16 protein-coding genes are annotated in these 19,758 nt (G+C 66.5%); 10 read left to right on the forward strand and 6 right to left on the reverse strand.

Features of this window, described 5'->3' with window-relative positions:
* Window positions 1-24 precede the first annotated feature (24 nt).
* Both AC07VL_RS22160 and AC07VL_RS22165 read left to right on the forward strand, forming a co-directional pair.
* Entirely contained in the window at window positions 25-2,094 is a 2,070-nt protein-coding gene (locus tag AC07VL_RS22160) for an Ig-like domain-containing protein (RefSeq protein ID WP_494807760.1), read from the forward strand.
* Between the two features lie 201 nt (window positions 2,095-2,295).
* Window positions 2,296-3,393 carry a LacI family DNA-binding transcriptional regulator gene (locus AC07VL_RS22165; protein ID WP_494807761.1) on the forward strand — a complete coding sequence of 366 codons (1,098 nt, stop codon included), beginning with the start codon at window positions 2,296-2,298 and terminating at the stop codon, window positions 3,391-3,393.
* Window positions 3,394-3,517: 124 nt separating this feature from the next.
* On the opposite strand, the gene AC07VL_RS22170 is transcribed toward AC07VL_RS22165, so the two are convergent.
* A complete protein-coding gene (locus tag AC07VL_RS22170; protein ID WP_494807762.1) occupies window positions 3,518-3,937 on the reverse strand; it encodes a YidB family protein in 420 nt (139 codons plus the stop codon).
* Between the two features lie 263 nt (window positions 3,938-4,200).
* On the opposite strand from AC07VL_RS22170, the gene AC07VL_RS22175 reads away from it, so the two are divergent.
* The 3 genes from AC07VL_RS22175 to AC07VL_RS22185 all read left to right on the forward strand — a co-directional run bounded on the left by AC07VL_RS22175 (window position 4,201) and on the right by AC07VL_RS22185 (window position 5,812).
* Window positions 4,201-4,413, forward strand: coding sequence for a hypothetical protein (locus AC07VL_RS22175; protein ID WP_102299139.1), 213 nt, complete (start codon window positions 4,201-4,203; stop codon window positions 4,411-4,413).
* Window positions 4,414-4,484: 71 nt separating this feature from the next.
* Window positions 4,485-5,264, forward strand: a complete 780-nt coding sequence (locus AC07VL_RS22180) for a hypothetical protein (protein ID WP_494807763.1) — start codon at window positions 4,485-4,487, stop codon at window positions 5,262-5,264.
* A gap of 74 nt (window positions 5,265-5,338) precedes the next feature.
* Entirely contained in the window at window positions 5,339-5,812 is a 474-nt protein-coding gene (locus AC07VL_RS22185) for a DUF6328 family protein (protein ID WP_494807764.1), read from the forward strand.
* On the opposite strand, the gene AC07VL_RS22190 is transcribed toward AC07VL_RS22185, so the two are convergent.
* Window positions 5,809-6,711 carry a LysR family transcriptional regulator gene (locus tag AC07VL_RS22190; protein WP_494807765.1) on the reverse strand — a complete coding sequence of 301 codons (903 nt, stop codon included), beginning with the start codon at window positions 6,709-6,711 and terminating at the stop codon, window positions 5,809-5,811. The genes AC07VL_RS22185 and AC07VL_RS22190 overlap by 4 nt on opposite strands.
* A 102-nt stretch (window positions 6,712-6,813) precedes the next feature.
* Here AC07VL_RS22190 and AC07VL_RS22195 point away from each other — a divergent pair, with 102 nt between their 5' ends.
* The 3 genes from AC07VL_RS22195 to AC07VL_RS22205 all read left to right on the forward strand — a co-directional run bounded on the left by AC07VL_RS22195 (window position 6,814) and on the right by AC07VL_RS22205 (window position 9,803).
* Window positions 6,814-7,830 (forward strand): aldo/keto reductase, encoded by a 1,017-nt coding sequence (locus tag AC07VL_RS22195; RefSeq protein ID WP_494807766.1) that lies wholly within the window; start codon window positions 6,814-6,816, stop codon window positions 7,828-7,830.
* A 16-nt stretch (window positions 7,831-7,846) separates the two neighbouring features.
* Window positions 7,847-8,263, forward strand: coding sequence for an SRPBCC family protein (locus tag AC07VL_RS22200; protein ID WP_494807767.1), 417 nt, complete (start codon window positions 7,847-7,849; stop codon window positions 8,261-8,263).
* Window positions 8,264-8,582: 319 nt separating this feature from the next.
* Window positions 8,583-9,803, forward strand: a complete 1,221-nt coding sequence (locus tag AC07VL_RS22205; protein ID WP_290601716.1) for an MFS transporter — start codon at window positions 8,583-8,585, stop codon at window positions 9,801-9,803.
* A 319-nt stretch (window positions 9,804-10,122) separates the two neighbouring features.
* Here AC07VL_RS22205 and AC07VL_RS22210 read toward each other — a convergent pair whose 3' ends face one another.
* Genes AC07VL_RS22210 through AC07VL_RS22225 form a run of 4 tightly spaced genes read right to left on the reverse strand, consistent with a single transcriptional unit; the run spans window position 10,123 to window position 13,982 of the window.
* Complete coding sequence (locus AC07VL_RS22210) at window positions 10,123-11,016, reverse strand: hypothetical protein (protein ID WP_494807768.1); 894 nt, start codon at window positions 11,014-11,016, stop codon at window positions 10,123-10,125.
* A gap of 55 nt (window positions 11,017-11,071) precedes the next feature.
* A complete protein-coding gene (locus AC07VL_RS22215; protein WP_494807769.1) occupies window positions 11,072-11,593 on the reverse strand; it encodes a hypothetical protein in 522 nt (173 codons plus the stop codon).
* A gap of 23 nt (window positions 11,594-11,616) precedes the next feature.
* The gene (locus AC07VL_RS22220) at window positions 11,617-13,152 is read right to left on the reverse strand and encodes a hybrid sensor histidine kinase/response regulator (protein ID WP_494807770.1); all 1,536 of its coding nucleotides are present in this window, start codon (window positions 13,150-13,152) and stop codon (window positions 11,617-11,619) included.
* Window positions 13,153-13,163: 11 nt separating this feature from the next.
* Window positions 13,164-13,982 carry an alpha/beta fold hydrolase gene (locus tag AC07VL_RS22225; protein WP_494807771.1) on the reverse strand — a complete coding sequence of 273 codons (819 nt, stop codon included), beginning with the start codon at window positions 13,980-13,982 and terminating at the stop codon, window positions 13,164-13,166.
* Between AC07VL_RS22225 and AC07VL_RS22230 the strand changes: the two genes are divergently transcribed.
* Together AC07VL_RS22230 and AC07VL_RS22235 are read left to right on the forward strand one after the other, a co-directional pair.
* The gene (locus AC07VL_RS22230) at window positions 13,977-14,408 is read left to right on the forward strand and encodes a hypothetical protein (protein WP_494807772.1); all 432 of its coding nucleotides are present in this window, start codon (window positions 13,977-13,979) and stop codon (window positions 14,406-14,408) included. The two genes, AC07VL_RS22225 and AC07VL_RS22230, sit on opposite strands and share 6 nt — an antisense overlap.
* Window positions 14,409-15,329: 921 nt before the next feature.
* The coding region (locus AC07VL_RS22235) for an amino acid adenylation domain-containing protein (RefSeq protein ID WP_494807773.1) at window positions 15,330-19,758 on the forward strand (4,429 nt) is incomplete at its 3' end.

Genomic DNA, 19,758 nt, shown 5'->3' on the forward strand with positions numbered 1-19,758 from the left:
TCGGCAAGCTCCCGGAGATCCATCGTGCCCTACGCCCGCCTGCGCCACGCCTTCCCCCTGCGCCACCTGCCGGCCACGCTGTGCGCCGCCTTCCTCGCCTGCCTGGCCGGCTGCGGCGGCGCAGGCAGCGCCGGGACGCAGGCGTCCGGCGGCTGTAGCCTGCATGGAACGGCCGGCTGCGGCGGCACCCTGCCCGATCCCGTCGTGCCGCCCGTGACGCCACCCGTGACGCCTCCGGTGATTCCCCCCGTCACGCCGCCCGAGCCGGCCAGCCTGGCCAGCGACGTCAAGCTGGTGTTTTCCAGCACGGAACTGGCCTCGGCGGGCCTGCCCGGCGGCGAGGTGGCCGTCACGGCCCTCGTCAAGGATGGCGCCAACCTGGCCTTGCCGAACGCAAAAATTTCCTTTGCCGCCGATTCGGGCATCCTCGGCAGCGTCGACAGCGTGACGGACAGGAATGGCCAGGCGCGCGCCCTGCTGGGCACGGGCGGGGCCAACGGCAACCGCCCCATCACGGTGACGGCCACGGTGGGCGCGCGCAGCGGCAGCGGCACGGTGGCCGTGACGGGCAGCACGGTGGAACTGCTGGGGCCATCGGCCTTGCTGCTGGGCCAGGGCGCGGACTACACCGTCACCGTGCGCGACTCGGCGCGCCGCCCCGTGGCCGGCGCCGCCGTCAGCTACGGCACGGGCGCCGGCAACAGCCTGCGCGTGAAGGATGGCGGCGCGGCCGTCAGCAATGCGCAAGGCCAGCTGCTGCTGCGCCTGACGGCGGGCGGTCTGGGCAAGGATGCCGTGTCCGCCGGCGCGCTGGGCGCCAGCGCAGCGCAAGCCTATGCCGTGGCCGGCAGCGACCTGCGCCTGAGTCCGGCCATCGGCCAGGACGCCAGCGGCGCGGACGTGCTGCCGGAAATTCCCACCCTCGCATGCCAGGCCGTCGACGTGCGCTACGACAAGGCGGGCGTGGCGCAGTCCGGCAACGCCAGCCTGGCCACGTCGCGCGGCAGCCTGTTCGGCGACAGCGGCTGCAGCCAGGCGCTGCCGCCCAGCTTGACCTTTAACAATGGCAATTTGCCGCGCAGCTATATCCAGTCGGCGCATGCGGGCGTGGCCACCGTCACGGCCGCCGTAGCGGGCGGCCCCACGGCGCAGACGCGGCTGGAGTTCGTCGCCCCCCTGAGCGGCGCCAGCAAGCTGGCCGTGCAGGCCGAACCGGCCGTCCTGCGCGCCAGCACGGCGGCATCGGGCGAGCAGGCCAGCGTCATCAGCGCCGTCGTGCGCGATGGCGCGACGAACAACCTCGTCAAGAATGCGCCCGTCGTGTTTACCATCGTGAGCGACCCCAGCGGCGGTTTCCTGCGGCAGGCGGGCCGCGTCTACACGGGCAGCGACGGGCTGGCGCGGGCCGTCTACGTGGCGGGACCGGCCGACAGCGGCCGCGACGGCGTGCTGATCCAGGCCCGCATCGACGGTGCCGCGCAGGCGGCGGCAAGCGGACAGGTGAGCCTGACGGTGGCGCGCCAGGCCCTGTCGATCAAGCTGGGCACGGGTAACCAGGTGCGCGAGTATTCGGCCAGCGTGCTGCAGAAGGAGTTTGCCGTCTTCGTCTCCGACAGCGCCGGCAACGCCGTGCCCGGCGTCGCCATCACGGCCGCCGCCTGGCCCGGCCAGTATGCCAAGGGTTATTATGTGTGGCAGGCGGACAAGCCGGAATTCCCCGACACGGGCGTGTGGCGCCTGGCCCTGCCCCACTACAGCTGCCCCAACGAAGACGTGCTGCGCAACGGCATCTACGACGCCGCCTATGACCGCAACGGCAATGGCGTGCTGGACCCGGGCATCCCCCTCACCGTCAGCGCCAGCGGCCCCAGCGATGCGCTGGGCATGGCCACCGTCACCGTCAGCTATCCGCGCAACTACGGTTCCTGGGTGCAACTGGCGCTGACGGTGCGGGGCACGGTGAGCGGCACGGAAGCGAGCACCACGGCGCAACTGCCGCTGGCCACCCTGGCCAGCGACTTCAGCGCGCGCAGGGTGCCGCCGCCGGGACGCATCAGCCCCTATGGCAGCGGCCCCTGCGACAGCGCCGACTGAGGCGCGCGCGGCCCGCCGCGACGGGCGGCCATGCCGCTTGCCAGTGCATCCTATTATTTTGCAACAAAAATAATAAACGTGAACAAGCATGCAGTCTTGCCACGTAGAAATATTTTCGTTATGCTCATTCTTTCCGCCCAGGCCGCCACTAGCGGCCGGGCCTGCAGGAATACTTTGAGACAGGTTGCTTGCCAGACCAATATGCGAAAAAAGAATACTGCCGTCCGGAACTCCAGCACCACCGCCTGCATCCTGCCCGGCGCCGCCCGCCGCGTCACCTCGTATGACGTGGCCCTGCTGGCGGGGGTCTCGCAATCGGCCGTGTCGCGCTGCTTCAAGCCGGGCGCCAGCGTCTCGCAAGCGACGCACGCCAAGGTCATGCAGGCGGCCATCACCCTCGACTACATCCCCAATGCGGCCGCGCGCAGCCTCATCACGCGCCGCTCGAACCTGGTTGCCGTCATCATTTCCAACCTGGCCAACCTGTACTACCCGCAAGTGCTGTCCGACCTGAGCCAGCAAATCGCCCGCCAGGGCAAGCGTTTATTGTTGTTTACCTTGGAGCGCGAAGCGGACGTCGGCAAGGTCTTGAGCGATGTGTGGCAATACCAGGTCGATGGCGCCATCGTCGCCGCCGCCCTGTCCGACGAGCAGATGGCCGAGTTCGGCAAGCGCGCGGTGCCGCTGGTGCTGTTCAACCGCAGCCCCCGCGAACACGCCGTGCACGCGGTGCTGTGCGACCAGGCGGAAGCGGCGCGACTGCTCGTGTCGCGCCTGGCCGAGGCGGGCCACCGCCAGTTCGCCATCATCGACGGCCCCGGCGATTCGGCCGTGGCGCAGGAACGCAAGGCAGGCGTGCTGGACCGCCTGCTGGTCCTGGGCTTGCCCGCGCCCATCGTCGTCAGCGGCAACTACGATTACGCCAGCGGCGGACTGGGCTTGCGCAAGGTCATCGACCGCCTGGGCCGCGTGCCCGACGCCGTCATCTGCGGCAACGACATCATGGCCATCGGCTGCCTGGACACGGCGCGCCACCAGATGGGCATCCAGGTGCCGCTGCAGATGTCCGTGGCCGGCTTCGACGCGCTGGAAGCGTCCGGCTGGCTCAGCTACGACATCACCACCCTGCGCCAGCCCGTGCAGAAAATGGCCGCCGATGCCGTCGCCATGCTGGGCGAATTGATGGAACGGCGCGGCGGCAGCGCCGAGCGGCGCCGCTATTGCTCCTACCTGGTGGAAGGCAGCACGGCGCGGCTGACTGCCGAGCCGCAACGTTTCGGCATGATGGCCGCCGCCTGAGAAACGCCCATGGCGCTGTTGCCTGCCCCTGGGCGTTTTCAGACGTTCATCGTTCGCACACAAAACCTGGCACATAAAAAAACCTCGCATCGCTGCGAGGTTGTTCACTTTCAGGACCAGGGTATCAACCGAAAAACTTACCCTTGAGCATATTCAAGCCCTGGCTGACGAGGTCATTGCCTTCCGGTACCTGACCGTTCGGCGTCAGCTTGTCGATCAGCTGCGGCAGCAGGGCCGCCAGGCCGCCCGATGCGGCGTCCGGCGCGACGCCCGCTTTCTCGGCGATCTGGGCGATGGTGTCGGTGCCCAGGGCATCCTTGATCTGCTCGCCGGACACGGGCGCATTGGCGCCGGTGCCGATCCAGCTGGCCACCTGGTCGCCCAGGCCGCTTTCCTGGAATTTTTGCAGCAGGCCGGGCAAGCCGCCATGCTGGTTGACCAGCTCCATCACGCTGGCCATCAGCCCCGACTGGGCTTCCCCATCCGCACCCTTGTTGCCCAAAGCGCTCATCGCCTGTCCTGCAAGTTGGTCTAGCAAACTCATCGTAATCTCCTGAACGCGATCAATTCGGGCCGCGACACTGCGGCATCCGCTAAGGCCGGAGTGTCATCTCCGACATGTGCAACAATTATACTATGAATAATAAAAATGCCATCATTGCAATGTAACAGGCAGTTGAAATACGGGCTAGCCTGCAGCTGCGCCCACCTCCATCATATTTACTTCGGCACAACATGCAAGCGTAAATTGAGCAAAAACAAAACCGTGTAGAATAAATTTTCCCACTTACTGAGGAGTATCAAGATATGAACATCAATAAAGCGGTAGACAAGGCCTACGAAAAAAAGACGTTCAAGGAAATCGCCGATGCCCCCGTCGATGCGCTGCAAGGCGTGAGCGAGAAGGATGCCGAGCTGCTCAAGCAGGCATTCAACGTCAAGACCGTGCGTGACCTGGCCAACCTGAAGTACGCGAAATGGGCGCGCGCCATCGTCACCCTGGCCGATACGGAAGAATAAGTCGCGGCCATGCCCCCCATGCTGGACACTGCCAGGCCCGCCCGTGACGGCGGGCTTGCGCATTGCGGCAAGTGCTTTCGCACGCTGATGGCTGGCAAGGCGATAGCCGCGCGGAGGCCGGCCTGGCCGCGCCGCTGACCCTGCCCGGCATGTGCTGGCCCCTGCAGGCCAGCACGGGCCATCTTGCCGCGACCACGGAACACATCACGGGCCACTTTCGCGCCGGCGCGGGCATGGACGCCATCGTCGCGTGCGATGTGCATCCCGCCGGCAAGTTCCGCAACGGCGCGGCCCGCCACTGGTGCCGCACGCACCAGTGCTACTGGGGCACGCAGGCGGACGTGGCCGGCCGGCAGGCGTCCGGCCAGCTGCGCTGCCGCCTGCATGCCAGCCCCATGGGCTATGTGCTGTACCCGGAACGGTTCGATCCCGCGCGCCATCACGACATCTGCCTGCGCCCGGGCGAGGATGGCTTGCTGCAGCTGCGCGCCAGGGCCGATGACGGCGGCACCCTGCTGGCCCGCGATGCGCCGGTGCTGGCCATCGACTGCCGCGCCCTGCCCGGCCTGTTTGCCCCCGGCGTCGTGCAACTGAATATCACGCCGCCGGCCGCGCAGGCGTGGCTGGCCGCCCTGCAGGCCGGCGTGCCGCTGGGCTGCAGCGACTGCGCCCGCTGCGGCCATCCGCACCTGGACCTGGGCGACTTCGCGCTGGCGCCGCACCGCCGCCATACCTGCGGCCAGTGCGGCCACGACGCCAGCTACAGCGCCACCGCCATCGTCTCGACGCCGCTGTGGCGCCTGCGCGACTTCGCCCGGCGCCAGCCGCGGCGCTTCGCGCAATGCGGCTGAAGGTGCGCCCGCCCACAGTCGGCCGTGGCGCTTGTGCGTAGACTGGGCACATTGCCACTGCCAGGAATGCCGCCATGCCGCACGCCCAACCCCGCGACGACGACAGCCCGCCAGGCGACGCCGGCGACCTGTCCGACCTGCTCAGCGAACTGCGCATCCTGCTGCCCGGCGCGCAGATGCTGACGGCCTTCCTTATCATCCTGCCCTTCAACGGCGGCTTCGCGAAGATCGTGCAGGCGGAAAAGATCGTCTTCCTCGCCACGTTCTTCCTGTCCATGACCAGCCTGGTGCTGCTCAGCGCGCCCGCCATCCAGCACCGCGTGATGCGCCCCCTGCAAGACCGCGAACGCTTCAAGCGCGTAGCCGACCGCATCATGATGTGCGGCGCCTTTTCGCTGGCGCTGGCCTTCATCCTCGGCACCAACCTGGTGATGTCGGAAGTCTTCGGCCACGTCGCCGGCATCGCCGCCTGCACGCTGATGGGCGCGCTCATCGCCTGCATGTGGTGGTGGCTGCCCCTGCACCTGAAACATGCCAGGAAAATCTAGGCTATCGCCCCCACCTGCTCCAGCAGGGTTGCGCGGAAAATTCCCACCAGCGGGCGCAAATTCACCCTGTGCCAGGCCAGCCACAGGGGCGTGCGGTAGCTGAACCACGGCAATTCGCGCACGACGACGCCGGCCGGCGCGTGCTGGCGCAGGCTGTGCTGGATCATGGCCATGCCGAGACCGGCCGCCACCAGGCCCAGCGCCGTCAGCGGCTCCGTTGCTTCCAGGCGGATATCGGGCGTAAAACCGGCGCGCGCGCAGGCGGCGATGAAGTTATCGTGCTTCAGCACGCTTTCCTTGTGCAGCACGGCAATCCATTCCTGGCCCGCCAGGTCGTCCGGCGTGAGGTCCGCCTTGGCCGCCAGCGGGTGCGTCTGCGGCAAGGCCAGCAGCATGGGGTCGCTCAGCACTTGCGCGCAGTCGAGGTCGGGGTCGTTCGGCAGCGGCGGCTCGCACAGCAGGGCGATATCGAGACTGCGCTGGCGCAAGCCTTCGATCTGCTCCGCCGAATGCAGGTTGTACAGGGCCACGTGTACCTGCGGCCGCGTGGCGCGCAAGGTGCGCAAGCCATCGGGCAAGACGCCCGCATGCATGGCGTTTTCGATGTAGCCGATGCACAGGCCGCCCTCATCGCCGCGTCCCAGGCGTTTCGCCAGCGCTTCCAGGCGGTTCCCGTGGGTAATAAAAGCGCGCGCCTCGGCCAGGAAGGTATGGCCGTCGCGCGTCAGGCGGATGCGCTGCGCGCTGCGCTCGAACAGGGTCAGGCCCAGCTTGTCTTCGAGCTGGGCGATCTGCCGGCTCAGCGGCGATTGGGAAATATGCAGGCGCTCGGCGGCCCGTCCCACGTGTTCTTCCTCGGCGACGGCGATGAAGTATTGCAATTGGCGCATGTCCAGCATATCAGACCTTTCAGGACTCAAGTTGCGCAAATTATGTCTTGGACAGGCTTAACTTGTCCAGCTATTCTGTCTCCATTCACTCACTCATTGAAGGAAAACACCATGACGATCAAACACTTACTGACAGGCAAACTGGGTTTCGGCACGGCGCCGCTGGGCAATATGTTCCGCGCCATTCCCGAAGCAGAAGCGCTGGCCACCGTCGATGCGGCGTGGGACTCGGGCATCCGCTATTTCGACACGGCCCCGTTCTACGGCGCCGGCCTGGCCGAACTGCGCCTGGGCGCCGCCCTGAAACAGCGCCGCCGCGACGATTACGTGCTCAGCACCAAGGTCGGCCGCCTGATCCTCGACGAACAGGAAGACCCCGCCGCCCGCGCACTGGGCGAAAAAGGGGGCTTGTTCGAATTCGGCCGCAAGAACAAAATCGTCGATGACTACTCGGCCGACGCCACCCTGCGTTCGATCGAAGACAGCCTCAAGCGCCTCGACACGGACCGCCTCGACATCGTCTGGGTCCACGACATCGCGCAAGACTTCCATGGCGACAACTGGCTGGCGCAATTCGAGATGGCCCGCACGGGCGCTTTTCGCGTGCTGACCCGCTTGCGCGAAGAAGGCGTGATCAAGGCCTGGGGCGTGGGCGTGAACAAGGTAGAACCGCTGGAACTCACCCTGGACCTGGCCGAAGCGCAGCCGGACGCCTTCCTGCTGGCCGGCCGCTACACCCTGCTCGACCATGAACGGGCCCTGCAGCGTCTGATGCCGGCCGCGGCAAGCCAGAACGTCGACATCGTCGTGGGCGGCCCCTACAGCTCGGGCATCCTGGCCGGCGGCGCGCACTTCGAATACCAGAAAGCCTCGCCCGCCATCATCGCCAAGGTGGAACGCATCAAGGCCATCGCCGCGCGCCACGGCGTCAGCGTGAAGGCGGCCGCCCTGCAATTTTCCTTGGCCAACCCTGCCGTGGCTGCAGTGATCCCCGGCGCCAGCCGTCCGGAACGCCTGGCCGAAGACCAGCAGGCATTGCACGCCGTCATCCCCGCCGCCTTCTGGCAAGAGATGCGCGCCGAGCAGCTGGTGTCGCCATTCGCCCCGTTGCCAGCCGGCAGCAACTAATAGACAAGGAATACACATGGCACACACCACCACCTCCATCGACATCGCCGCCACGCCGGCACAAGTGTGGCAGCTGATCGGCGGCTTCAATGCCCTGCCCGACTGGCTGCCCTACATTCCCAGCAGCACCTTGAGCGCAGGGGGCCGCATCCGCCACCTGGCCAACCCGGCCGGCGAGGTCATCGTCGAGCAGCTGGAAGCGTACGACAACACGGCCTGCAGCTACAGCTATTCCATCCTGCAGGCGCCGTTTCCCGCCACCGATTACTTATCGACCTTGCAAGTAAGCGCGATTGCCGGCAGCGACGGCGCCCGGGTCACGTGGTCGGGCCGCTTCACGCCCGCGGGCGTGAGCGAACAGGAAGTCACCGAGCTGTTCCACGGTATTTACGTGGCGGGACTGGAAGCGCTGCAGCAAACCATGACCCGTTAAGACAGCGGCAAGACCATTTCCGCCACAGCCGCGTTTTCTTCGCTTGCCCTGTGGCGGAAATCGGCACATTCCGTGTTATCGTTAACAACAAGAGCAGACGCTGTCGTGTGCAGTGCAGCATATTTTGCCCGCCGCCCGGCAGAGCTTGCCCGAATCTTTTACAATATTGTCTGTGGGCAGCTTTTCCAGCCCGAAATGCCGGGCGGCTGTCTCCTCCTTGCCTTTCTTCACTTCGCATCCGGTGGCGCTTTGCCACCCCTGCGGCTGAGCCACAGCACGCAATTTCACCCGGTTTCACCCTTACCCAGCCAATAAGAACATGCACGCATCATCCGTAGAACCCCTGATTCCGCGCGTCACCGCGCCTTTTGGCGCTGGATACGCCGACCTGGCCCTGGCCATCGGCGGCCTTGCCATCGGCACGGGCGAATTCGCCTCCATGAGCATCCTGCCCGTCGTCGCCGACGACCTGGGCACGACCTTGCCGCAGATGAGCCACATGATCAGCGCCTACGCGCTGGGCGTGGTCATCGGCGCCCCCCTGATCACCATCTTCCTGGCGCGCATGCCGCGCCGCCTGATGCTCATCTGCCTGATGCTGATGTTCGCTGGCGGCAACCTGCTCAGCGCCATCGCCCCCAACTATGGCTTGCTGGTGGTGGCCCGCTTCGTCGCCGGCATCCCGCATGGCGCCTACTTTGGCGTAGCAGCCCTGGTGGCGGCCGCCCTGGCCGAACCAGACCGGCGCGGCCAGGCCGTGGCCCGCGTCCTGATGGGCCTGACGGTGGCGAATATCTTCGGTGTGCCGCTGGCCACCTACATCGGCCAGACCCTGGGCTGGCGCTCGGCCTTCCTGCTCGTCGCCGCGCTGGGCCTGCTGACCATGCTGATGGTGCGCATCTTCGTGCCCATGGTCGCTGCCGGCGATTCCAGCCCGCGCCGCGAACTGGGCGTGTTCCGCCGCTTGCAAGTGTGGCTGACCCTGCTGATGGTGGCCATCGGCTTCGGCGGCATGTTCGCCGTCTACACGTTTATTACGCCAACCTTGCTGGAAATCACGAAAGTGTCGCCCCTCGTCATTTCCATCCTGCTGGCCATCATCGGCATCGGCATGACGGTAGGTAACTTGATCGGCGGCTGGCTGGCCGACCGTTCGCGCCTGTGGACCATCTTCGGCGTGCTGCTGTGGAACGTGGCCGCCCTGGCCGCATTTACTTATACGAGCAGCAATGTCTGGCTGACGGCCATCAACCTGTTCGCCATCGGCGCCGGCATCGCCGTCGCCCCGGCCGTGCAGACGCGCTTGATGGACGTGGCCGGCGACGCGCAAACGGTGGCCGCCGCCCTCAACCATTCCGCCTTCAACATCGCCAACGCCCTGGGCGCCTGGGCCGGCGGCATCGCCATCGCCATGGGCATGGGCTTGCGCTCGACGGGCTGGGTGGGCGCCATGCTGGCCTGCGGCGGCATCGTCGTGCTCGGCATTTCCGTGCTGGTGGAAAACCGCAGCCGCAACCTGGGCGGCGCACAGCCAGCCTGATGCTCCAAGCGAGCGGCGGCCTGTTCAGGCGGCCGCTCCTGTGCCGCGCTTAATCTTCGACGGCGAACGCCACCGCCGCCGCGCAATGAATGGCCATCGTATCAAAGAGCGGCACGTCCACATCGCCCTGCCGGATCAGCAGCGGTATCTCCGTACATCCCAATATCACGCATTTCATTGAGGAGCCGGCAGTATTCCAGGGTCGAGGCCCAGCCGATGCCGCCAATTAAACCTATGGTCTTGTTTTGCACGTCGCTTCCCATGCAATGAATTGTGCAAATTATACGTTGAGGCAAGTCAAGCAGAAGCGTGGCCAGGCTTATAAAACATCAGTCCGCTCGTTGTTTGGCGCGCGCCGAGCATAACGCACGGCAGAGGCATCATCGGACTTCTTGACGGACTGTGCTCCGGATGCCAGATTATCCTGTTCAAACCGGCGCAATTCCTGCAGCAGCGTGTCCAGGTCCGTTTCACCACAGCGCCGCACCAGCCCGTCCATGGAATACAGGCCATAGGTATCGGCCAGCCGATAGAAGCCATCCGTCATTGCCAGCAGTTGCGATTGCCTGTCCAAGTCAAACGCATATTGCCTGGCCGCAAATTCCCCTTGCGGGTACATGCACAATATCGCCGGCGCAGCGTGCGTATTCTGCAAGGCGCGCCGCTCCCGCAGCGCCGGCAGCAAGGCCGCGAATACCTGCGCCTTGTCCTCGATACCTTGCGCCTTCAACTGCGCAATGGCCGCCTTCAAGACGCCTTCCTGCGCATTCTCGTAGGGATCGATATCGCGCACTTCCCCGGAGGCGTTCAAGACAAACACCTTGCAATCGCCAAGCGCATAGATCTGCACGGCGGCATCCGCGCCGCCCTCGATAATGCGCGCCCACGTCACGGCGGCAATCGGGTAGGCATACGCAGGAATGTGCGCCAGATCAAAACGCGCCTGCACGTCGCGCTGAAAATGTGCCAATGCCAGCTTGATGCTGTCATGCTGGCTTAATCCGGGCGCGACCACCTCTTGCAGCCTGGCGGCAAAAGCGGACACGAACCAGGCGGCATCGCCGGCGAGCGTGTCGAAATAATTCTTGTCGGACACGGAGCTTGCGCCATCAAAAATCAGGATATCCACGATGCCCGCATTGTGCAGATAAACCGCCACCAGATCTTCATTACTCTTTGCGCCGGCGGCATCGGATACGTGGGCAATTTTCATCAGTTTTATCGATTCTGTTCGTAAAAAGTGTTGGCGAGGCCGGTGCGGCCATTCCCTAGCCCGGCATGACATCATGCAGGTCCGACGTCGCGCGGCTATAGGTGCTCTCAAACGCGGCCAGGCTGTCCGCTTGCGCCCACAGGCTGGCGATGTAGCGGAATTCATCCTCGAACGGCTGCGCGAAATCGGCCACGTCCGTCGCATACTCGCAATTGCGGCTCAGCATGACCAGCCAGTCGGGATAGCAAAGCGCCGGGTACAGGCGGGTCAGGATGGCGTCCAGCGACGACACGCTTTCCCTGCCCGCCAGATAAGCGGCGTGCAGTTCGACGATATATTTGCCTGCCAGAAATTGGTCAGCCAGCCGCTGCACACCCCGGTAGCGCGCGATGATGGCGTCGGCCAGGGGCAGCACCTCGTCGCGGCCCCGGGCGCTGGCCAGCAGCACGACTTCCAGGTCGTCGCCTTCCTCGTCCCGGCGCAGGCGTTCCACGGCCCAGTCCACGCAGCGCTCGGCATGGCCAAAGCCCATGCGCAGCTGGAATACGGCGATGTCAAGTTCTGTCAGTTGTTCCATCATTTGCCTTACCAATACCATCCTCACTGCGCCTGCAGCATCTTCTGCAGCACCGCATCGAGCTCATAAAAATCCACGGGCTTGGTCAAATGCAGATCAAAGCCCGCATCGGACGCCATCTTGCGGTCCTTGTCCTGGCCCCAGCCCGTGACGGCCACGAGGATGGCATCCTTGCCGCACGGTTCGCGGCGCAGCAGGCGCGCCACGTCGTAGCCGTTCATGTGCGGCAAGCCGATGTCGAGCAAGATGACGCGCGGCAAGAAGCTGTGTGCGACCTCCATGCCGGCCGCGCCGTCGTAGGCCGTGCGCACCTCGTAGCCGAGGATGTCGAGCGCCAGCGCCAGGCTTTCGGCGGCGTCGGCGCTGTCGTCGATGACAAGCACCTTGCCTTCGCGCGTGCCGGCCAGCAGGCGCCGGTTGACGGGCGCGGGCGCGGCCAGCGGCACGGCGGGCAGCGGCAGGCGCAATTCGAAGGTGCTGCCCTGCCCCACGCCGCCGCTGTGGGCGCTGACGGTTCCGCCATGCAATTCGGCCAGGCCCCGCACCAGGGACAGGCCGATGCCCAGGCCGCCCTGGGCGCGCGACAGGGCCGGTTCCAGCTGGGAAAACATGTCGAAGACGGTGTCCAGGTGTTCCGGCGCGATGCCGATGCCCGAGTCGCGCACGGTGAGCCGCACCTCGCCGGGCGCGCATGTCACCCCCAGCCAGATGCTGCCGTTGGCGGGCGTGTACTTGACGGCGTTCGTCAGCAGGTTGGCGATCATCTGCCCCAGGCGCGTGGCATCCGCATCGAGCCAGATGGCTTGCGGCCACTGCTCCACGTGCACCGTGTGGCCGCACTGGGCCGCCAGGCTGGCCACGCTGTGCAGCGCCGCCTCCACGACGGGCGCCAGCTCCACGCTGGCGCGGCGCAATTCCAGGCGGCCCCGCGTGATGCGCGACACTTCCATCAAATCGTCGACGAGATGCGTCATGTGGCCCACCTGCCGCCCCAGCACGTCGCGGGCCCAGCACAGCTGCGGGTCCTCCAGCTGCGCCAGGCGCAGCACTTCCAGCACGTTGCGCATGGGCGCCAGCGGGTTGCGCAGCTCGTGCGCCAGGGTGGCGAGGAACTCGTCCTTGCGCCGGTCGGCCGCCGCCAGCTGGTCGTTGAGCACGCCCGCTTCCCGGCGCGCCAGCTGCAGCTGCTGCTCGTACTTGCGGCGGTCGCTGGCGACAAAGACGGCGATCTCGTCATAGCGCACGCCGTCGTGCACGCGCCGCACGGCGTTGAACAGCATGGGCACGGCCTGTCCCTGGCGCTGGCGCATGTCAAGCAGCACTTCCGACACGCTGCCCTGCACCTGCATCAGCGGCAGCCAATGGGTCTGGTGAAACACGCGCCCGCCGATGGTCAGCAAATCCTGCAGCGTCTTGTGCCCGATCAATTCGCCCGCGCCATAGCCGAGCCAGCCGCAAAACGTGGCATTCGCCTGAAGAATGGTGCCGTCGCTGGCGCACAGCAGCAGCCCGCACGCCGCGTGCTGGAACAGGGTATTGGCGTCAGGCAAGGAAGCCATGGCGTCGCGCATCACAGGCGCAGGCCGTCGAGAAAGCCGCGGATGGCGCGGTAGCTGGCGTCGGGCGCGCTCATGTGCGGGCAATGGCCGATATTCTCCACCACTTGCAGGCTGCTGCGCGGCAGCGTCTCGCGCAGGTAGACGCCCACCGGGACGGGCGCGATGAAGTCGTCGCTGCATTGCACGATCAGCGCCGGCGTCGTGTTGCGCGACAGGATAGCGCGGTGATCGGACAAGAAGGTGGCTTGCGCGAAATGCCGCGCGATGGCCGGGTCGGTGCGGCAAAAGCTGCGCGCCAGGTCTTCGCCCAGCGCCGGCTGCCCGGGCGCGCCCATGATGGCCGGCGCCATGGTGCCGGACCAGCCCAGATAATTGCTGTCCATGGCGCGCAGCAGATCATCGATGTCCGCGCGCGTAAAGCCGCCCCGGTAGCCGGTGGCAGGCTCGTCTATATAACAGGGCGATGGCGCCAGCATGACCTGCGCGGCGAACAAGCCCGGTGCGGCGATCGTGGCCAGCAAGGCGCTCATGGCGCTGACGGAATGGCTGATGCAGATCACGGGGCCGTCGCCGGCACCCGGCACGGAATCGACCACCTCCCGCAGGTCGTCGGCGTAGCCGTCGAGCGTCGCATAGCGGCGCATATCGTAGGCGCCCAGATCCGAGCGGCCGCTGCCCACCAGGTCGAACAGCACGGTCCGGTAACGCTGGCGGAACTGCGGTTCCAGGTAGCGCCACATCGTCTGGTCGCAACCGAAACCGTGGGCAAATACGAGGGTTGCCGGCCCCTCTCCAGCGACACGGACGTTGTTGCGACGGTGAATATGCATGCCTACCTCGTTCAATTGTTTCCGCAAAAATACATTTATTATCATCTTTGTACGCAAGAATACCCCAGCAGGCCACAATGCGCCACCCTGGAAGCGACGCTACTCTACCCGTTTTTTTCCCACAACACCGTTCTTTGCAGCTATCAAGGTTTTCCCCAAGTGACTTTCTTATTGATAGCCACCACCCTTTCCCATACGCCAGATAATGCCGGCCACCACCCCGCGCATAATCCCCTGCCTGGCCAGCTTATCGCGTCAGAAGCGTATTATCACCATTACAGCAAGAAACTCACACATATACACAGACACACCAGTTCATTTAAGCCTAAAGGATTTTTATCGGCAGATAAGCATCAATTCACGACATTTAGCCAATTCATCTTTTCCAATATAAATATTCACGCCGCCTCCATACCATACTTTTGATAGCCAGCCTCTACCGAAACGCATTAAATTATCTTATTTTTATATATGTTTGACGTATTTAGCCAAGCTCATATAGTAAATTCCTTATATCGAAAATCAATGATAAAGATGATAATTTCCGTGAAAAGATGGAAATGATATTTAATACTTAAGCAATTATTAAATTTGTGACTATCAGTATTCAATCAGCGAGTGCAGATGCTGGAAATCCCCCAATTCATGGGCGTCCCAGGGCCGAAGGCAGGACAGCGTCCCGCCGCGCATCCGCGCGGATAATGCATTTGCCCTTGACACCGTAGCATATATTTCATATTTTCAATGTTACAAAATAATCAATGAATATGACGTATTTTCCTGATTTTTCTCCTGCGTTATTGAATAAAATCAATATTTTCCATGTTTTTGTAATTTACTAAAAATTACAAACAGTTAACAATACCTAATCTGCACCCACGGCGCCTGTCGGCATATTGCTGGCGTATCTGGCGCCAGTCCCCTTTCCTGTCCCGTCCATGCCTTTCCGGCCAATTCATTTCCGGCATCCGCCCTGGCCAACACCCGCACCGCAGCGGCTATGCCAGCCAGTTTATACCCCTTCCCTGCTGCTCCATTGCACCATGAGAGTGCATCCAGGCCGCCCTTCCGATATTCATCTGCCGATATAAGCCCCTTTCCGCCGCATCGCCGCAATTCGTGCAGCAGCGTGGATCATGGCGCCCGCCCGTGCGCACGAATAATCGAAAAATTGGCTAAAAAATCATTATTCAAACCAAGTGTTGTTATTAAGTTGAAAACACCAAGATGCCCTGGAAATGAAAAACACGATGCTATATTCGCAACGCTGATTTCCCGCCCCGATCCCGTTCCAGCCCGCCTGGCACGGACCGGACTGACTCACTGCCTCACTTTTCGGTGTACACCATGGCTCTGACAGACTATTTCCACACTCTCCGGCATGGCCGCCTGGCAAACGCCACGGCCAGTCCTGCCCCATGCGCCCCGCTGGCACAGGAGCAGGCCGATTTCTGGCGCCAGCAGTTGCACGGCGCACCCGCCCTGCTGGAATTGCCCGGCGAACGATCCCGGCCGGCCCGCCAAAGCTGGCGCACGGGCAGCGTGCCCTTCGCCATCGACGCCGGTACGGCCACGCAAGTACGCCAGCTGGCCCGGCACCGCGGCGCGGCGCCGCTGGCCGTGCTGTTGACGGCCTGGACCGCTTTCCTGGCCCGCCTCAGCGGACAACAGGACCTCGTCATCGGCACGGCGCAGCCCGGTGCCGTCGCCCCGCTGCGCCTGCGCCTCGATGACGCCAGCACGGGCAACAGCCTGCTGGCGCAGGCCGACGCCGCCCTGGCGGCAGCGGCGCGCCACCGCGCCGGCAGCCTGGCGCAGCTGGTCGAGGCGCTGCAGCCGCCGCGCAGCGACAGCTTTCATCCCCTGTTCCAGGCCGTGCTGGCCTTCGGCGCCCACCCCGCGCAGGACATGCCCTTCGACCTGGCGCTGGTGCTCGATGATGGCGCCGGCGGCGGCTATGCGGGCCGGCTCGACTTCGCGCTGGACCTGTTCGACGGGGAAGGCATCGCCGCCTGGGCGGACAACCTGCAACAGCTGCTGCATTCGCTGCTGGCCGATCCCGCCAGGCCGCTGGTGCTCCTGCCCCTGCTGCCGCCCGCGCAGCGGCAACTGCTGCTGCACGACTGGAACGCCAGCGCCCTGCCCCTCGGTGCGCTGCGCAATGCGCACGACTTCGTCGATGCGCAGGCGGCCCGCACGCCGCAGCGCACGGCCATCGTGCATGGCGGGCAGCGCGTCAGCTACGGCCAGCTGGCGCGCCGCGCCGACGCCATCGCCGCGCGCCTGCTGGAGCGGGGTGTGCGGCCGGGCGACCTGGTGGGCCTGCACCTGCACCGCGGACCGCAGCTGGTGGCCGGCCTGATGGCTATCCTGAAGGCGGGCGCCGCCTACGTGCCCCTCGATCCCGCCTATCCGGCCGAGCGGCTGGCCTTCATGCTCGACGATTCGGGCGCGCGCCTGGTGCTCGGCGAGGGCGCGCTGCAAGCGCAGCTGCCCGCCGGCGCCCGCGAATTCGTCGCCATCGACGACATCGCCGAACGCAGGGCGGACGCGCCGGCCGTCAGCGTGGCCGTCGATCCCGCCTCGCCCGCCTACGTGATCTACACCTCCGGCTCCACGGGGCGCCCCAAGGGCGTGCTGCTGCCGCACCGCGCGCTGGTGAACTTTTTCGCCGCCATGCTGCACCAGCCGGGCATGACGGCCGCCGACACCATCTGCGCCGTGACCACGCTGTCCTTCGACATCGCCGTGCTGGAACTGCTGCTGCCCTTCACCGTGGGCGCCACGGTGGCCATCGCCGACACGGCCACGGCGGCCGACGGCGTGGCCCTGGCCGCGCTGATCGACGCCTGCGGCGCCACCCTCGTGCAAGCCACGCCCGCCACCTGGCGCATGCTGCTCGATGCGGGCTGGCAGGGCCGCGGCGGCCTGCGCATCATCAGCGGCGGCGAGCCGATGACGCGCGAGCTGGCCGACGGCCTGCTGGCCAGGGTGGCGCAGCTGTGGAACCTGTACGGCCCCACGGAGACCACCATCTACTCCACGGGCGAACGGGTGCTGCCCGGCGATGGCCTGGTCACCATCGGCAAGCCCGTCAGCAATACCCAGGTCTACCTGGTCGACCGCCATTTGCAGCCCGTGCCCGTGGGCGTGCCCGGCGAACTGCTGATCGGCGGCCTGGGCGTGGCCAGCGGCTACCATGCGCGGCCGGAATTGACGGCGGAAAAATTCATCGCCGACCCGTTTTCCGGCGTGCCCGGCAGCCGCCTGTACCGCACCGGCGACCTGGTGCGCTGGACCCGCGACGGCCGCCTGGACATGCTGGGCCGCATCGACAACCAGGTGAAACTGCGGGGCTTCCGCATCGAGCTGGGGGAAATCGAGGCCGTGCTGGCCAGCCATCCGGCCTGCCGCCAGGCCGTCGTGGTGTGCCGCGAAGACCGTCCCGGCGACAAGCGCCTGGCCGCCTACGTGCGCGCCGACGCGGCGGACCTGGCGCAGGCAGACGGCGCGCCCCTCATCGCCAGCCTGCGCGCGCTGCTGGCGCAGGCCTTGCCGTCCTACATGGTGCCGCCCGCCTTCGTGCTGCTGGAACAGTTCCCCATGACGCCGAACGGCAAGGTGGATCGCCGCGCCCTGCCCGCGCCCGGCCGCGCCGCCCTGTCCGGACGGCAGGTGGAGGCGCCCGTCGGCTTGCAGGAAATGCTCGTGGCGCGCCTGTGGCGCGAGCTGCTGGGACTGGAGCAGGTGGGCCGGCACGACGACTTCTTCGAGCTGGGCGGCCATTCGCTGCTGGCCGGCCAGCTCGTGTCGCGCCTGCGCCAGGCCAGCGGCACGGCACTGACCCTGGGCCAGCTGTTCGGCGCGCCCACGGTGGCCGGCCTGGCCGCCATCCTCGACGGGGCCCCGGCCGGCGCCGCCCTGCCCCCGCTGTCGGCGCAGACGACACCGGATGGCGACAAGGTGGCGCTGTCGTACACGCAGCAGCGCCTGTGGTTCCTGCACCAGCTCGACGCCGCCGCCGGCGCCGCCTACCACATGCCGGTGGCGTGGCGCCTGCGCGGGCCGCTGCGGGCCGATGCCCTGCGCCAGGCGCTCGACGCCCTGCTGCGGCGCCACGCCATCCTGCGCACGCACTTCGGCGCCAGCGATGGCGTGCCGCACCAGATGGCGGGCGCGCCGTTCGCCTTCCCCCTGCGCCAGGCGGACCTTTCCAGCGTGCCGCCGCAGCAGCGCGAGGCGGCGGCCGAAGCCCTGTATGCGGAAGAAATCGCCCGGCCCTTCGACCTGGCGCGCGGGCCGCTGCTGCGCGCCCTGCTGCTGCGCCGCGCGGACGACGAGCATGAGCTGCTGCTGGTGCAGCACCACATCATCAGCGATGGCTGGTCGCTGGGCGTGCTGTGCGGGGAACTGGCGACCCTGTACGCCGCCTTCGCTGCCGGCCTGCCCGACCCGCTGCCGCCGCCCGCGCTGCAGTATGCGGACTACGCGCGCTGGCAGCGCCATGCCGCGCATGCGGCGCCGCTGCAGGCGCAGCAGGCGTACTGGCGCGCGCAGCTGGACGGCGCGCCGCCCCTGCTGGAACTGCCGCTCGACCATCCCCGTCCCGCGCGCCAGAGCTACCGCGGCGCGCGCCTGGCGTTCGCCCTGGAGGCGACGCTGGCCGACGCGCTGCGCCGGCTCAGCGCCCGCCACGGCGCCACCCTGTTCATGACCCTGCTCGCGGGCTGGAGCGCGCTGCTGTCGCGCCTGGGCGGCCAGGACGACATCGTCATCGGCACGCCCGTCGCCAACCGCCCGCTGCCCGAACTGGAGGTGCTGCCGGGCTTCTTCGTCAACACGGTGGCCCTGCGCGTGCGCCTGCACGGCGACCCCACTGTGACCGAACTGCTGGCGCGCATCCGCGCCACGGCGCTGGCCGCCTACGAACACCAGGACCTGCCGCTGGACCAGGTGGTCGATGCCGTCAAGCCCGTACGCAGCCTGGCCTACAGCCCCCTGTTCCAGAGCGTCATGGCGCTCAACAACACGCCGGCGCCGGACGGCGACGGCGCCCTGTTCGATCCCCGTCCGCTGCCGCTGCCCCAGGCCAGCACGCATTTCGACCTGTCCCTGCTGCTCGACGACGATGGCCGGCAGGTGGCGGGCCATATCGAATATGCGAGCGACCTGTTCGACCATGACGGCATGGCGCGCCTGGCCGCCAGCCTGCAAGCCGTGCTGGCGGCCATGGCGGCCGACGACAGCCTGACACTGGGCCGCTTGCCGCTGATGGATGCGGCGGCGCGCCGGCAGGTGCTGCTGGACTTCAACCGCGCAACCGTCGCGCCGACCCGCCAGGACAGCGTGCCTGCGCTGTTCGCGCGGCAGGCGGCGCGCACGCCGCAGGCGCTGGCCCTGCGCCATAGCGCGCGCAGCCTGACGTATGCCGCCCTCGATGCGCAGGCCAACCGCCAAGCGCACGCGCTGCTGGCCGCCGGCGTGCAGCCGGGCCAGCGCGTGCTGGTGCTGCTCGAGCGCAGCGATGCGCTGGTGATCTCCTTGCTGGCCATCCTCAAGGCGGGCGCCGCCTACGTGCCGGTGGAAGCGAACTGCCCGCCGCAGCGCCTGGCGCACATCCTCGCCGACGCCGCGCCCGCGCTGGTGGTCAGCAGCGCCGCGCTGGCCGCGCGCCTGCCCGCCGGCGGCCCGCCGCTGCTGCTGGCCGAGCCGGGTGCGGCGCCGTCCGACAGCCTGCCCGATACCGATCCCGCCGTCGCCGGCATCGACGCGCGGT

The organism is Janthinobacterium sp. GW821-FHT03C08 (genome assembly GCF_059420905.1).

Coding starts and splice junctions, on each gene's coding strand:
- AC07VL_RS22165 (WP_494807761.1), top strand. CDS start 2,296: ATGCGAAAAAAGAATACTGCCGTCCGGAACTCCAGCACCACCGCCTGC.
- AC07VL_RS22170 (WP_494807762.1), bottom strand. CDS start 3,937: ATGAGTTTGCTAGACCAACTTGCAGGACAGGCGATGAGCGCTTTGGGC.
- AC07VL_RS22175 (WP_102299139.1), top strand. CDS start 4,201: ATGAACATCAATAAAGCGGTAGACAAGGCCTACGAAAAAAAGACGTTC.
- AC07VL_RS22185 (WP_494807764.1), top strand. CDS start 5,339: ATGCCGCACGCCCAACCCCGCGACGACGACAGCCCGCCAGGCGACGCC.
- AC07VL_RS22190 (WP_494807765.1), bottom strand. CDS start 6,711: ATGCTGGACATGCGCCAATTGCAATACTTCATCGCCGTCGCCGAGGAA.
- AC07VL_RS22195 (WP_494807766.1), top strand. CDS start 6,814: ATGACGATCAAACACTTACTGACAGGCAAACTGGGTTTCGGCACGGCG.
- AC07VL_RS22200 (WP_494807767.1), top strand. CDS start 7,847: ATGGCACACACCACCACCTCCATCGACATCGCCGCCACGCCGGCACAA.
- AC07VL_RS22205 (WP_290601716.1), top strand. CDS start 8,583: ATGCACGCATCATCCGTAGAACCCCTGATTCCGCGCGTCACCGCGCCT.
- AC07VL_RS22210 (WP_494807768.1), bottom strand. CDS start 11,016: ATGAAAATTGCCCACGTATCCGATGCCGCCGGCGCAAAGAGTAATGAA.
- AC07VL_RS22215 (WP_494807769.1), bottom strand. CDS start 11,593: ATGGAACAACTGACAGAACTTGACATCGCCGTATTCCAGCTGCGCATG.
- AC07VL_RS22220 (WP_494807770.1), bottom strand. CDS start 13,152: ATGGCTTCCTTGCCTGACGCCAATACCCTGTTCCAGCACGCGGCGTGC.
- AC07VL_RS22230 (WP_494807772.1), top strand. CDS start 13,977: ATGCATGCCTACCTCGTTCAATTGTTTCCGCAAAAATACATTTATTAT.
- AC07VL_RS22225 (WP_494807771.1), bottom strand. CDS start 13,982: ATGCATATTCACCGTCGCAACAACGTCCGTGTCGCTGGAGAGGGGCCG.